Here is a 14,414-nt window from a genome sequence, read left to right on the forward strand (position 1 = left end):
AAATAATGAACGTCGCGAGTGTACAAGCAACCGGTACTATGAATATCTCAAAAAATAGTAGCTCGGTTGAAAATCCAAAAGGGTTTGCCTCATTGATGGCCAACTTATCTTCCTCAGGTCCAAAGGAAGAAAAGGCGCAGGAAAGCCCAGAAGGTATTCAAGCACTGATTGATTTTCTTTCACAAACGGATGTTGATTCTAACATATCGTTACCTTCAACGGGTCAGCCGTTAGAAGGATTAGATTCGTTCTTGCTTACGAATGAAGAAGATCTGCCCTTTGAACTGTTATCTCTGTTACAAGTGGTAACGGGCATGAACATGAATGATTTATTAGAGTTCCTCAATAGCCAGCCAGGGAATATGGCTAACGGAAATTTATTTACATTTGAAAATTGGTCCGAAATGGCACTTTCAATTGAGAATGGTTTGAGTAAAGGAGAGACTCCCTCTCAATCAATAGTTAAAATGCTAGAGTTATTGAAAACCGTCGAGCTAGTAGGAAATAAACTTTCATTAACTTCCGATGAATTAAAAGCTTTTCAACAGTTGAAAGATGCTTTATTTAACATTCGTGAACAATTGATCTTGTTAAATGCTAAAAGAGACCAGACTTTATCTAGAGCATATGAATCCTTCCATTCCCTAGTTTTAGCGGGAAAAGGAATGGATGATAAACAACCTTCAAAATTAGGTGTGCTTGAAGGCTCTACTAAAATGTTCGAAGGTAATATATCGTTTATGTCTAATATTAAGCAGCCAATTGTTTCCAATTCAGAGGCTCAATCCCGTCCTTTAAACTTTCAGCAGTTTACAGAAATGCTTTCAAAGATGATGCAAAAGAGTCAATTTACTGATGCGAATGGAGTACAAAAGCTATTCGTTAAGTTACATCCAGAACATCTTGGTACTTTAAGAATTGAGATTATGAAACAAGATGGTGTTTTAACTGCCCGTCTATTAACGTCCACACCTGCTGCAAAAGAAATGATTGAGGCGCAGTTACAAGGTCTTAGAAACGCTTTGGCTACTCAGCAAGTAGAAAAAATTGAAGTAGCGAACATGTTATCTAATCAGCAAGAGCGATCTTTCTTAAACAAAGAACAGCAGGAGCAACAATCTTCCTATCAACAGCAACCTAATCAAGATAAGGAAGCTAATGAAGAAGAAAAAGTGAATTTTGAAGATATATTATTCGAACTGATTGTGTAGGTGATCGTATGTCAAATACCATTCAATCCTCCTACATGCTTTCCAATGTAAAACAGGAAAGAGAGGTAAAGGACGGAGGATACTTAGGGAAAGACGAATTTTTAAAAATACTAATGGCACAACTTCAAAACCAAGATCCGTTAAACCCAATGCAAGATAAAGAATTTATTGCACAAATGGCCAGTTTTTCGAGCTTGGAGCAAATGATGAACATGTCTAATTCCTTTCAAAAATTAGCATTAAGTCAACAGGAAGCCAATCTTATAAACTATCAACAATTACTGGGAAAACAAGTCTCCTGGCAACAGACTGTTGGTGAAGGAGAAAGCCTAGAAATCTTAGAAGGAACAGGCCATATCAATGGAATTGAATTTGTCGAAGGCCAAATCCTATTTAGCTTAGATAATGGCTCAACAATTTCACCAGGAGAATTGACTGAAATTAACCAATTTAAGGGTTCTCAAACAATTGTGGATGCTAGTCATATGATTGGTCTATCCGTAACTTGGATGAATCAAGCTGGAGAGGAAGTAACCTCCACCGTTCAAGCTGTGTCGTATAAAAACGGGGATGTGAAATTCATCCTTGATGATGAACAAGCCATTAGTCAGGGACAAATTATAAAAGTTCAAAAAGGGATTGAGGAATAAATGAAACCTATTCATATTTCCAATTACCCTAAGTTGCCGATTGTCCCGCCCAATAAACAACAGGTACAAAGAAATGTACCTTCAAATGGGAGTCCATTTGCTGAGCAACTGAAGAATGCCATCAATCAAAATACCGGATTAACAGCAAGCAAACATGCAATGGAACGAATGAAAGAACGAGGTATACAGCTAGATGAGAGTAGCTGGACGAGGCTACATAACAAAATACAAGAAGCGAAAAAGCTGGGGATAAAGGAATCGCTTGTATTGATGAAGGATTCAGCATTTATTGTTAGTGCCAATAACGAGACCATCATTACAGCGATGTCACGAAAAGAAGCCAATGAGCAAATTTTTACAAACATAACAGGAACAATCGTTTTAGAATAGCCTGGACCATTTTTGGAGGGCTTTGACTGCCGACCGACAGACGCAGTCACCAAATTGAGAGGAGAATGAAGTATGCTACGTTCAATGTACTCTGGTATTAGTGGTTTACGTAACTTTCAAACGAAATTAGACGTAATTGGAAATAATATCGCCAATGTAAACACATACGGGTTTAAAAAAGGAAGAGTAACCTTTAAAGATGCGATGAACCAAACGATGGCAGGTGCGACTGCTGCACAAGGAAATATGGGGGGTAAAAACCCAATGCAAGTTGGTTTAGGAGCGTCTATTGGATCAATCGATACGATTACAACACAGGGAAGTCTTCAAACGACGGGTCGTTCACTAGATTTAGCGATCAATGGGGATGGATATTTTGTAGTATCACAAGGTGAATCAAATTTCTATACGCGTGCAGGTAACTTCTATTTGGATGATGAAGGGACTTTAGTTACGCAGGATGGGTATAAGGTGCAGTCTTATAACAATGGAATCCTAGAGGATATCGTAGTAAACGTAAATGCTGCTGTTCCTGCTAGAGAGACCACTGAGATTACTCTTGCGGGAAACCTTCCTGATGATGCTGTTGGTAACAAAAGCATTACACAACAAATTAAAGTGGTTGATGAAAATGGTGAAGCCCACACTCTTGATGTTGAAATCTATAAAAGTATTACTGACGCAGATGAATGGGAGGTAGAATTCATAAATAATAATGATGGTGGAAATGGCGTTATAGTGGAAATTGATTTTACAGATAACAGTCTTACTTTATCTACAGGTGATATGAGTGGCATTGGAATTGATGTTTCGGGTCCAATAACATTAGATTTGGAAGGTTTGACAAATGAATCGGGCTCCATCACTGCCATGGCAACAGCCGACGGTAATTCAGCAGGAGCACTAGAAAGCTTCAACATCGGCGGTCTAGGTGAAATCAATGGAGTATACTCAAATGGACTTGTTCTCCAACTTGGGCAACTAGCTCTCTCAAAATTCAGCAACCCATCTGGTCTTGAAAAAGCCGGAAACAACCTACTACGCGAAACTGTAAACTCTGGCCGTCCAAGTAACGGAGTACCAGGTGAAGGTTTTGGAACGATTGCATCAAGTTCACTAGAAATGTCTAATGTAGACCTTTCTGAAGAATTCACAGAAATGATTGTGGCACAACGTGGGTTCCAAGCAAACACGAGAATTATTACAACTTCAGATGAAATCCTCCAAGAACTCGTAAATCTAAAACGTTAGTAAAGGAGGGAGGAGGTCGATCGGCTAGCATCGACCTCCCCAAATCATGATTACACTAACTAAATTAAATGGAAAAGCTTTTACTCTTAATGCTGTTTATATTGAAACGATTGAGGCATTTCCAGACTGTACGATTACTTTATCAAATGGAAAGAAGTATGTAGTGAAAGAAACGGTTGAAGAAGTGACTTCACAGGTTGAGGCATTTTACAAAAGAGTGGGTTTATTTGCTGTAATGGGACAAGGAGGGGAACTTCATGAATAATAAACTGTTAACTACTATGTTTGCTATCTTGGCAGCTATAACTCTAGTGGGAGCCGGGGCTTTATTTGTCCTCTTGAATGTGAATAAGGAAGGACAGGCTACTACTATTGATGATGTGCTTGAAGCTTCAGTGGATGTCCCCGAGATGACAACAAATTTATTAAGTGGTGAATTTATCCGTATTTCATTTAAAGTACAAACAGATAGTAAAGAAGCTAAGGAAGAACTGGAGAAAAGGTCCTTCCAGGTAAACAACTTAATTATAAAAAAACTGTCAAATATGACAGCAGAAGACTTTCAGGGTAGTAAAGGGAAAGTTGATTTGGAAGAATCACTTAAAACAGAAATAAATGACCTTTTAACAGATGGTGAAATTGAGCAGGTATATATAACCTCCTATATTCTCCAGCAGTAGAGGCAAAGGTTGTATGGGGGTGATGTAATGTCAAGTGAGATCCTATCCCAAAATGAAATAGACGCCCTCCTCTCAGCATTATCTACAGGCGAAATGAATGCAGATGAGCTGAAAAAGGAGCAAGCTGAGAAAAAGGTGAAGGTGTATGATTTTAAGCGAGCCTTACGTTTTTCGAAGGACCAAATTAGAAGTTTAACGAGAATTCATGAGAACTTTGCTCGACTCTTAACAACCTTCTTTTCAGCACAACTAAGAACATACGTACAAATTTCAGTAGCTTCTGCGGATCAAATTCCTTATGAAGAGTTTATTCGATCCATTCCGAAAATGACCATCTTGAATGTGTTTGAAGTTCCCCCATTAGACGGGCGTGTCATAATGGAGGTCAACCCAAATATTGCTTACGCTATGGTTGATCGTGTTCTGGGTGGGAAGGGAACGAGTTTAAATAAAGTAGAAAATCTAACAGAAATTGAATCAAAGATTATGAACACCATGTTTGAGCGGGCTATCGAGAATTTACGTGAAGCCTGGTCAACAATTGCAGAGATCGACCCCATATTAACTGAATTCGAGGTAAACCCTCAATTTTTACAGATGGTCTCACCGAATGAAACAGTAGTTGTCATTTCTTTAAATACGGTAATTGGTGAATCAAGTGGGATGATCAATATCTGCATTCCACACGTAGTATTAGAACCGATTATTCCAAAATTATCGGTTCATTATTGGATGCAAACAGCGAAGAAGGAAATCCAGCCAGAAGACATGGAAACCCTTCAACGTAATATCAAAAAGACAGAAGTGCCCGTTTCAGCTATGCTTGGTACCACGGAAATATCTATTGAGGAATTTCTCAATCTTGAAGTTGGAGATGTCATTGGATTGAATCAGAAGATTGACCAACCATTGACGGTCCAAGTAGAAGAGATTCCGAAATTTATTGGACAACCTGGAAAGCTTCGAGGAAAAGTGGCCATTCAAATTTTAGACACCTATAAAGGGGGAGGGGAAGAAGATGAGTAATGATATGCTCTCTCAAGATGAAATCGATGCTCTATTAAGGGGTGCTAGTGTAGATGACCCTGATGAGGAAACAACAGCCGAAGACAAAAGTGCTAGTGAGTATTTTAACCCTATGGAATTAGACGCCTTGGGAGAAATCGGGAATATATCGTTCGGTAGTTCTGCAACGGCTTTGTCCACTCTCCTGAATCAAAAGGTAGAAATTACAACACCATCTATAGGTATTATCGAAAAAAGAAGATTACCAGAGGAGTTTCCACACCCATATGTTGCTATAAAAGTTCAATATACTGATGGGTTTTCGGGGTCTAATTTACTGGTGATTAAACAAAGCGATGCAGCCATTATTGCTGACCTTATGCTTGGTGGAACAGGAAATCCTGAAAGTAAGGATATGGGTGAGATTCAAGTTAGTGCTGTGCAGGAAGCCATGAATCAAATGATGGGTTCAGCTGCCACTTCTATGTCAACCGTGTTTAGTAAAAGAATTGATATTTCACCGCCGGTTGTTGATTTATTAGACGTACCACAAGGTGAGGGGACAGAACGTCTTCCTGATGAGGATCATCTTTTAAAAATTTCGTTTCGATTAACAGTAGGAACATTGATTGATTCAAATATTATGCAGCTTTTACCACTACATTTTGCTAAATCAATGGTAGAGGACCTGCTAAATCCTTCTACAGGGGTAGAGGAAGTTGCGGCCACACAAACTGTAGCAGAGCAAGTAGAAGTAGCGAATAAACAACCGGTTGAACCTTCTGAACCAAGTTTATATTCTCAACCAGCAGAATCTCCTAGGGCAGAGACGGCGAGGTCCCAACAAACGGAAAGGCCAAAACCGGCAAAGCCAGAGATGAATGTTCAACCAGCTATGTTCTCCAGTTTTGAAGAATATAAGCCAACTGAGCCTGAGTCAAAGAACTTAGACATGCTTCTTGATATCCCGTTACAAATAACGGTGGAGTTAGGAAGGACTAAGAAGTCTGTAAAAGACATTCTTGAGCTAGCATCCGGGTCTATTATTGAATTGGATAAGCTAGCTGGTGAGCCAGTTGATATTTTAATCAATAGTAGGCTTATAGCTAAGGGTGAGGTAGTGGTAATTGATGAGAATTTTGGAGTCCGTGTGACTGATATCCTTAGTCCAAGAGATAGAATAAATAAATTAAGATAATAGCTTAGGAGGATAATAGAAATGGCACAAACAATTTTAGTCGTTGATGACGCAGCATTTATGAGAATGATGATTAAAGACATTTTAACAAAAAATGGTTTTGAGGTTGTGGCTGAGGCACAAGATGGAGCCCAAGCTGTTGAAAAATATAAGGAACACCAACCAGACCTTGTAACAATGGATATTACAATGCCTGAAATGGATGGAATAACAGCGTTAAAAGAAATCAAACAATTAAATCCAGACGCAAAGGTTATTATGTGTTCAGCAATGGGGCAACAAGCCATGGTTATCGATGCCATTCAAGCTGGTGCAAAAGATTTTATTGTAAAGCCGTTTCAAGCGGACCGTGTAATTGAAGCCATTAAGAAGACTCTTGGTTAATTTATGTACTGAAAGGAAGGGGCACTCATGAAGGGAACAAAAGGATTTATTCTGTTTTTGATTTTCATACTAGTTCAAAGCGTCCTTCCTTTCCTATCTACTTCTTCAGTTTACGCAGAATCTGTTTATGCTAATTTCTGTTTAGAAAACCCACATGCTGATGAATGTGAGTCGGGATCTCAATCCACTGATACGGAAGAAGGTGTTCCTTCGAATGTAGGGATAACCATTTTTGATGTTATTAAAATGATATTTTCTACCGTATTAGTTATTGGATTATTACTCTTTGTATTGAAATGGGTACAAAAGAAAGGAAGAACGTTTTCCAACCAAGGGATGATTGAAAGCTTAGGTGGAACATCGCTAGGCAATCAAAAAAGTATTCAGTTAGTAAAAGTGGGAAAACGCATCTTCGTTGTAGGTGTAGGAGAAACGATTTCCTTGATAAAAGAAATAGAGGACGAAGATGAAGTACAGGGATTGATGAGCCAACAACCATCCGGGGGAACAGAACTTCCTATCAAATCCATTAGTAATTGGGTCGGGGGTAAAAAGAATCCGAATCAAGGCTCTGATTTTTTCCAAACATTAAAAGGTGAATTAGCGAAAGTAAAAACAGATAGACAAAAAGCCATTAGTGATTGGAAAGAAAAGAAAGGATCAAATCAGCATGAATGAGTTTGTAGAATTTTTTAATACAAGTGATCCTAGCAACGTCTCTACTTCTATTAAATTATTACTCTTATTAACCGTTCTATCATTAGCTCCGAGCATTCTGATCCTTATGACAAGCTTTACCCGTATTGTCATTGTTCTGGCTTTTGTACGAACAGGACTTGCCACTCAACAAATGCCACCTACGCAGGTGTTGATTGGATTAGCATTATTTTTAACATTTTTTGTAATGGCTCCTACATTTCAGGAAGTCAATGATGAGGCACTGACACCTCTGTTCAATGAAGAGATTGGTTTAGAAGAAGCCTATGAAAAAGCGACTATACCGATTAAAGAATTTATGAGTGCACACACAAGACAGAAGGATTTAGCTTTGTTTATGGATTACGGCAAGTATCCTGCACCAGAAACGATCGAAGATATCCCTTTGACAGCATTGGTACCAGCTTTTGCAATTAGTGAGTTAAAAACAGCGTTTCAAATTGGATTTATGATTTTTATTCCTTTTTTAGTAATCGATATGATTGTAGCTAGTGTACTGATGTCTATGGGGATGATGATGTTACCGCCTGTAATGATTTCATTGCCGTTTAAAATTTTATTATTTGTACTCGTGGATGGATGGTACTTAGTTGTTCAGTCCCTCCTTCAGAGCTTTTAAAGAGGGTGAAGTAAATGACACCAGAACAAGTCATCTATATTGCAGAACGGGGCGTTTGGACAGTGCTCTTAGTTTCTGGACCTCTACTTGTATTAGCACTAGTGGTCGGCTTAATTGTCAGTATATTTCAAGCAACTACACAAATCCAAGAACAAACATTAGCTTTTATCCCAAAAATTGTGGCTGTTTTACTCGGAATCGTCTTTTTTGGTCCATGGATGTTAGGGCAGATGCTTTCATACGCATCAGAGATTTGGTCCAACCTTCTAACGTTTGTAGGATAGTAGAATGTTAGAACTTTTACCGGGGATTCCAGCATTCTTACTTATTTTTATCAGAGTAACAAGCTTTTTCTTAGTTGTTCCTCTTTATTCTTATCGGACGATTCCAACCATTCATAAAGTCGGTTTTTCAGGATTTTTAACGCTCATTATGTATTTTAGTGTGGACAAGCAGTTACCGGTTATTGAGGAGCATTTCTTTTTACTGCTTATAAAGGAATTGATGTTTGGTCTTTTGTTGGGGTTGGTTGCTTATATCATTCTTGCAGCGATCCAAATTGCAGGGGGCTTCATAGATTTTCAGATGGGTTTTGCGATTGCTAACGTTATGGACCCTCAAACCGGAGCACAAAGCCCACTAATGGGCCAGTATTTTTACACGATTACTTTATTGTTTTTGTTAGCGGTCGATGGACATCACCTACTCCTCGACGCAATCTTTTACAGCTATGAGTTTGTACCGTTAGCACAAGAAACACTCCCATTAGGGAAGAGTGAATTGGCGTTATTTATCACAAAATCATTTGCCCTTATGTTTCTAATTGCTTTTCAAATGTCATTGCCTGTAGTGGCCTGTTTATTCCTGGTGGATGTCGCTCTTGGTATAACGGCACGGACGGTTCCCCAGCTAAACGTATTTGTTGTGGGACTACCTCTAAAGATAGGTGTCAGCTTTATTTTTATTATCCTGACTTTTGGAGGGTTAATGCTTGTGGTCAGCTCTTTGTTTGAGCAAATGTTCCGCACGATGAGGGGACTTATGGAGCTACTTATGATTTAGAAGGTGGAAATCTATGGCGTACTTGAAATTAGACCTGCAATATTTTGCTGGAGAAAAGACAGAAAAAGCCACACCGAAGAAAAGACAAGATTCCCGAAAAAAGGGACAAGTCGCGAAAAGTCAAGATGTAGGTTCATCCTTCATTATGTTAGCCGTCTTTTTCGCCATGCTTATGCTAGGTTCCTATTTTTTAGATCTTGCTATGGATTTATATAAGCAGTCATTTACAGATTTTATTCTAATTGAATTAACGCCATCTAATTTGGAACGAGTGGTTCTAGATGCTTTGTTTTTAATGGCTCAATTCTTGGCACCCATTATGATTGCGGCCATTGTTGCAGCAGTTGTAGCCAATTATATGCAAGTAGGTTTCTTATTCTCTACCGAAACCATTAAGTTTAAATTAGAAAAATTAGACCCCATTAAAGGGGCAAAACGAATATTTTCCGTAAGAGCCATTGTTGAATTACTGAAGTCAGTTTTGAAAATTTCTTTTATTGGTGTTGTTACATTCGCTGTATTGTGGCTTCATATTGACGATATTATGATGCTGGCACAATATTCTGTGGGCGATTCATTAGTTGTTGTTGGGAATTTAACGGTTCAGATGGGATTGTTTGCATCTGTTACACTAGTGGCCTTATCCGTCTTAGATTATCTTTATCAAAAGTATGATTTTGAAAAAAATATCCGAATGTCTAAACAAGATATAAAGGATGAATACAAAAATACAGAGGGGGACCCCCTCATTAAGTCAAAGATTAAGCAAAGGCAAAGAGAAATGGCTATGCGGAGAATGATGCAAGAAGTACCATCCGCAGATGTGGTTATAACAAACCCAACCCATTATGCCATTGCATTGAAGTACGATGAAAAAAAGCTAGATGCTCCATTTGTGGTCGCAAAAGGAGTGGACTTCATCGCTCAAAAGATTAAATATATCGCCAAAGAAAATGATGTAATGATGGTTGAAAATAGACCATTAGCAAGAGCCATGTATGATCAAGTTGAGATTGGTCAAGCAATCCCTGAGGAATTCTTCCAGGCTGTGGCCGAAATATTGGCGATTGTGTATCAAACAAAAAATAGTACACCAGCATCGAGTAAAATTTGATGAACCTTCTGTAGAGATACGTTTTATGTGAGGAGATTTTGTAATGCGAGCTAAAGATTTAATAGTCCTTATAAGTGTCATTCTCATAGTTGCTATGCTAATCATCCCATTACCAGGATGGTTATTAAGCTTTTTAATCATAACGAATATTACGCTTGCATTGCTTGTTCTTTTAACAGCTATGAACAATAAAGAACCATTAGAGTTTTCTATCTTCCCATCACTGTTATTACTTCTTACTTTATATAGACTAGGCTTAAACGTATCGACTACTCGTAGTATTTTGGCCAATGGAGATGCTGGTCAAGTCGTCGACACTTTCGGATCCTTCGTTGTTGGCGGCAACGTGTTGGTAGGGTTAGTTGTATTCTTAATCCTTATTGTGATTCAGTTTGTAGTCATCACCAAAGGTTCTGAACGTGTGTCCGAGGTTGCGGCAAGATTTACCTTGGATGCCATGCCCGGAAAGCAAATGAGTATTGATGCCGATTTAAATGCAGGGATCATTTCCGAAAAAGATGCGAGAGAGCGAAGAGAAAAAATATCAAATGAAGCAGACTTTTATGGAGCCATGGATGGTGCGAGTAAGTTCGTAAAAGGGGACGCCATTGCTGGGATTGTCATCGTCTTAATCAACTTGATTTTTGGAATGATTATTGGAGTTGCCCAAATGGGGCTTCCGTTTGCAGAGGCCGCATCCAAGTTTTCCCTCCTTACTGTAGGGGATGGGATTGTCAGTCAAATACCGGCACTCTTAATTTCAACTGCAACAGGTATTGTGGTAACGAGAGCTACGTCTGACGGAAATTTAGGAAGTGACATTACAGCCCAGTTAATTAGACATCCGGCGATGCTCTATGTGGCAGGTGCTACGATCATCCTTCTTGGGCTATTCACTCCTATTTCAGATGTGTTCACGATTCCAATCGGTGCCCTATTGCTAATCGGTGGTTATTTTACTGGAAGAGCACCAAAGATTGATAAAGAAGACTTAATTGAACTGGAAGAGGAAGCAGAGACAGATGAGATGAAGCGACCTGAGAACGTCGTGAGTCTTCTAAGTGTTGACCCGATCGAATTTGAATTTGGATATGGGTTAATACCGCTGGCGGATGCACAGCAAGGCGGAGATTTACTCGATCGGATTGTCATGATTCGAAGGCAGTTAGCGATTGAATTAGGTTTAGTCATTCCGGTAGTTAGAATACGAGACAATATTCAACTACAACCAAATGAATACATTCTAAAAATTAAAGGAAATGAAATGGCAAGGGGCGAGGTTTTGGTTGACCATTACTTAGCCATGAGCCCTTCAGATGAAGAAGATTTCATCGATGGAATTGATACCGTGGAGCCATCGTTTGGTCTACCGGCAAAATGGATTAGTGAAGAGGTAAAGGATCAAGCAGAGCTTATGGGCTACACCGTGGTAGATCCACCTTCAGTGGTTTCCACTCATATTACGGAAACCTTAAAGGCACATGCCAACGAGCTATTAGGTAGACAAGAAACGAAGCAGCTCGTGGATCATCTACAAGAAAGCTATCCAATCCTAGTGGAAGAAGTAACACCAAACCCATTGGCCATCGGTGAAATACAGAAGGTCTTAGCTAAGCTTCTAAAAGAAGGGATTTCCATTCGAAATCTTCCTATAATATTTGAAACCTTAGCAGACTATGGAAAGCTTTCATCCGATACAGACCTTCTTACCGAATACGTAAGGCAGGCACTTGCTCGTCAAATTACGGGCCAGTTTGTTTCTGGAGAAGTGTTAAAAGTCATTACATTATCTGGTCAAGTTGAAAAAATATTTGCGGATTCAATCCAACAGACTGAGCATGGTAATTATTTAACGATGGACCCGTCTACATCTCAACAAATATTAGAAAAAATGGCAAAAGAAATTGAGAAGTTATCGTTAACGGAACAAACACCAATGGTCCTTTGTTCACCAGCAGTTCGGATGTACGTCCGTCAATTGACAGAACGGTATTTCCCGGCAGTTCCCATTCTGTCTTACAATGAGCTAGAAACGAATATCGAGATTCAGAGTGTAGGGGTGGTGAAGTTAGATGAAATTTAAAAAGTATGTGGCTCCTAATATGCCTGAAGCTATGAAAAAAGTAAGGGCAGAGCTTGGACAAAATGCTGTTATCATTAACTCCAAAACGATTTACAATGGCGGCATCTTTGGGCTATTTAAAAGAAAAAACATTGAAGTCATAGCGGCGGTTGATCCGGAGGCAGCTTCAGGATCAAAAACAACCGGTGCTCAAAAGAGAAAATTGAGCGTTACACCGGAAAGCACCATCATTAAGGAAGAGAAGCCTAGCTACGAGAAGAATGGGCAAGATATGACATTGCTTTTAAAAGAAATTCAAAAGTTACAAGCCGACTTACAGCGCAATACGGCAAAGACAGATACAACAATGGTTCCTAATGACTTAAAGCCAATTATGAATCGTCTGGAATCGCAAGGAGTGGCTTCACACCTCTTATTCAAATGGGGAGAAGCCCTTACAACAGCTTATTTCGATGCAAACAAACCAGAAGAAAAAGAAAAAATTATAGAGCTATTTGATCAAGTGGTTTTGTCTGAAAAACAAGATCGACTAGAAAGCACAGACCTTTTAGAAAAAAAATTTGTTGCACTAGTAGGACCAACTGGTGTTGGCAAAACTACAACTCTTGCAAAGTTAGCAGCCCAAACGATTCTTAAAAAGAAGAAAAAGGTGGCATTCATTACAACGGATACGTACCGGATTGCAGCGATTGAGCAGTTGAAAACGTATGCCAGTATCGTTGGAGCCCCAGTGGAAGTATGCTATAACATTGAAGACTTTAAGAGAGCGAAAGAAAGATTTCATCAATATGATACAATTTTTATAGATACGGCAGGAAGGAATTTCCGTAATCCTCAGTATGTGGAAGATTTAAAAGATGTTATAGATTTTAAGGAAGATGTGCAAACCTTTTTAACCTTGTCTTTAACAGCGAAAGAATCTGATATGAGGCAAATCATTGATCAGTTTTCTCTGCTTCATATTGACCGGTTTATTTTTACTAAAATGGATGAGACAAGCTCGTATGGAACCATTCTAAATTTAGTGTGGGACACTGATATTGGTGTAGGCTACCTTACAAATGGTCAAAATGTTCCGGATGACCTAACAGAGGCAAGTAAAAATAGCATTCTATCATACTTAGTTGGAGATGGGGATCAAAATGGACCAAGCAGCAATTCTTAGAGAACGCTTTAAATCTCAACAGCCTAGTGATACCAACAGTCAAAAGAATATGGAAGCTAAGACAATTGCTGTAGTAAGTGGAAAAGGTGGAGTTGGAAAGTCCAATTTTTCTCTTAATTTTTCTATTACTCTATCCCAAAAAGGGAATCGGGTACTGCTGGTTGATATGGACTTAGGAATGGGGAATATTGATATTTTAATGGGAGATTCTCCAAGCCTATCTTTATATGATTTTCTTAATGACGAAGCAGAATTAAAGGACTTAATTTTTAAAGGGCCAGAAAATTTGTCGTATATGGCAGCGGGTACAGCCTTTCAGTCCTTTAAAAGACTGGATGGGTTTAAACTACGACAATTTGTTACGGCTCTAGAAACACTTTCGACTCAATATGATTACATGATATTTGATATGGGAGCAGGTGCAACAGAAGAAAGTATTTCCTTACTATTTTCTGTTGATGATTGTATCGTGATTACGACTCCAGAACCAACTGCCATTACGGATGCCTATTCGATGACGAAGCATTTAATTGTTCAAAAAGCACCGGTGAATCTGCATCTGATTTGCAATCGCACCAAAAGTAGTAAGGATGGAGTGAATACACTATCAAGACTACAATCAGCTATAACGAAATTTTTACAGTCTGAAGTCCGGTTGTTAGGAAGTATTCCGGATGATGATAATGTTCAAAGGGCTGTTATCTATCAAACACCTTTCGTCCTCTATCGTCCGACTTCTACCAGTTCAATCGCACTAAAAGAAATTACAGAAACTTATGTAAATGGTAGTCCGAAATCCGCTAGCTTCAATGAATCTACTAAACAACCAGGATTTTTAAAGAAGTTACGCCATTACTTTTTGGATAGGAAAGGTAGTGTTTAATA

General features: G+C 38.9%; 17 protein-coding genes. All 17 read left to right on the forward strand.

Features of this window, described 5'->3' with window-relative positions:
* The first annotated feature begins 5 nt into the window (after positions 1–5).
* The 17 genes from ABDZ91_RS11790 to ABDZ91_RS11870 all read left to right on the forward strand — a co-directional run bounded on the left by ABDZ91_RS11790 (position 6) and on the right by ABDZ91_RS11870 (position 14,412).
* Positions 6–1,211 carry a flagellar hook-length control protein FliK gene (locus tag ABDZ91_RS11790; protein WP_343799209.1) on the forward strand — a complete coding sequence of 402 codons (1,206 nt, stop codon included), beginning with the start codon at positions 6–8 and terminating at the stop codon, positions 1,209–1,211.
* Between the two features lie 8 nt (positions 1,212–1,219).
* Positions 1,220–1,861 (forward strand): flagellar hook assembly protein FlgD, encoded by a 642-nt coding sequence (flgD, locus tag ABDZ91_RS11795; RefSeq protein ID WP_343799211.1) that lies wholly within the window; start codon positions 1,220–1,222, stop codon positions 1,859–1,861.
* Positions 1,862–2,251 carry a TIGR02530 family flagellar biosynthesis protein gene (locus ABDZ91_RS11800; protein WP_343799213.1) on the forward strand — a complete coding sequence of 130 codons (390 nt, stop codon included), beginning with the start codon at positions 1,862–1,864 and terminating at the stop codon, positions 2,249–2,251.
* A gap of 72 nt (positions 2,252–2,323) precedes the next feature.
* Positions 2,324–3,502, forward strand: coding sequence for a flagellar basal-body rod protein FlgF (gene flgF / locus ABDZ91_RS11805; RefSeq protein WP_343799215.1), 1,179 nt, complete (start codon positions 2,324–2,326; stop codon positions 3,500–3,502).
* A gap of 46 nt (positions 3,503–3,548) precedes the next feature.
* Positions 3,549–3,767 carry a flagellar FlbD family protein gene (locus ABDZ91_RS11810; RefSeq protein WP_343799217.1) on the forward strand — a complete coding sequence of 73 codons (219 nt, stop codon included), beginning with the start codon at positions 3,549–3,551 and terminating at the stop codon, positions 3,765–3,767.
* Positions 3,760–4,182: a flagellar basal body-associated protein FliL gene (gene fliL / locus ABDZ91_RS11815; protein ID WP_343799218.1), complete on the forward strand. Its 423-nt coding sequence runs from the start codon at positions 3,760–3,762 to the stop codon at positions 4,180–4,182. The genes ABDZ91_RS11810 and fliL overlap by 8 nt, the downstream gene beginning before the upstream one ends.
* 27 nt (positions 4,183–4,209) lie before the next feature.
* A complete protein-coding gene (gene fliM / locus ABDZ91_RS11820) occupies positions 4,210–5,208 on the forward strand; it encodes a flagellar motor switch protein FliM (protein ID WP_343799220.1) in 999 nt (332 codons plus the stop codon).
* Entirely contained in the window at positions 5,201–6,385 is a 1,185-nt protein-coding gene (fliY, locus tag ABDZ91_RS11825; protein WP_343799222.1) for a flagellar motor switch phosphatase FliY, read from the forward strand. Before fliM ends, fliY begins: the two co-directional genes overlap by 8 nt.
* A 21-nt stretch (positions 6,386–6,406) precedes the next feature.
* On the forward strand, positions 6,407–6,769 hold the full coding sequence (gene cheY / locus ABDZ91_RS11830) for a chemotaxis protein CheY (RefSeq protein WP_343799224.1): 363 nt from the start codon (positions 6,407–6,409) through the stop codon (positions 6,767–6,769).
* A gap of 27 nt (positions 6,770–6,796) precedes the next feature.
* Complete coding sequence (locus tag ABDZ91_RS11835; protein ID WP_343799225.1) at positions 6,797–7,447, forward strand: flagellar biosynthetic protein FliO; 651 nt, start codon at positions 6,797–6,799, stop codon at positions 7,445–7,447.
* Positions 7,440–8,105 carry a flagellar type III secretion system pore protein FliP gene (gene fliP / locus ABDZ91_RS11840; protein ID WP_343799227.1) on the forward strand — a complete coding sequence of 222 codons (666 nt, stop codon included), beginning with the start codon at positions 7,440–7,442 and terminating at the stop codon, positions 8,103–8,105. The genes ABDZ91_RS11835 and fliP overlap by 8 nt, the downstream gene beginning before the upstream one ends.
* A gap of 14 nt (positions 8,106–8,119) precedes the next feature.
* Positions 8,120–8,389, forward strand: a complete 270-nt coding sequence (gene fliQ, locus ABDZ91_RS11845; RefSeq protein ID WP_343799229.1) for a flagellar biosynthesis protein FliQ — start codon at positions 8,120–8,122, stop codon at positions 8,387–8,389.
* Positions 8,390–8,393: 4 nt separating this feature from the next.
* On the forward strand, positions 8,394–9,167 hold the full coding sequence (gene fliR / locus ABDZ91_RS11850; RefSeq protein ID WP_343799230.1) for a flagellar biosynthetic protein FliR: 774 nt from the start codon (positions 8,394–8,396) through the stop codon (positions 9,165–9,167).
* A 13-nt stretch (positions 9,168–9,180) separates the two neighbouring features.
* On the forward strand, positions 9,181–10,281 hold the full coding sequence (flhB, locus tag ABDZ91_RS11855; RefSeq protein WP_343799232.1) for a flagellar biosynthesis protein FlhB: 1,101 nt from the start codon (positions 9,181–9,183) through the stop codon (positions 10,279–10,281).
* Positions 10,282–10,324: 43 nt separating this feature from the next.
* On the forward strand, positions 10,325–12,364 hold the full coding sequence (gene flhA / locus ABDZ91_RS11860; RefSeq protein WP_343799234.1) for a flagellar biosynthesis protein FlhA: 2,040 nt from the start codon (positions 10,325–10,327) through the stop codon (positions 12,362–12,364).
* On the forward strand, positions 12,354–13,529 hold the full coding sequence (gene flhF / locus ABDZ91_RS11865) for a flagellar biosynthesis GTPase FlhF (RefSeq protein WP_343799236.1): 1,176 nt from the start codon (positions 12,354–12,356) through the stop codon (positions 13,527–13,529). Before flhA ends, flhF begins: the two co-directional genes overlap by 11 nt.
* Positions 13,507–14,412, forward strand: a complete 906-nt coding sequence (locus ABDZ91_RS11870) for a MinD/ParA family protein (RefSeq protein WP_343799238.1) — start codon at positions 13,507–13,509, stop codon at positions 14,410–14,412. The genes flhF and ABDZ91_RS11870 overlap by 23 nt, the downstream gene beginning before the upstream one ends.
* The last annotated feature ends 2 nt before the right edge of the window (positions 14,413–14,414 follow it).

It is taken from the genome of Bacillus carboniphilus (assembly GCF_039522365.1).
In the GTDB taxonomy this organism is placed as follows: Bacteria; Bacillota; Bacilli; order Bacillales; family JC228; genus Bacillus_BF; species Bacillus_BF carboniphilus.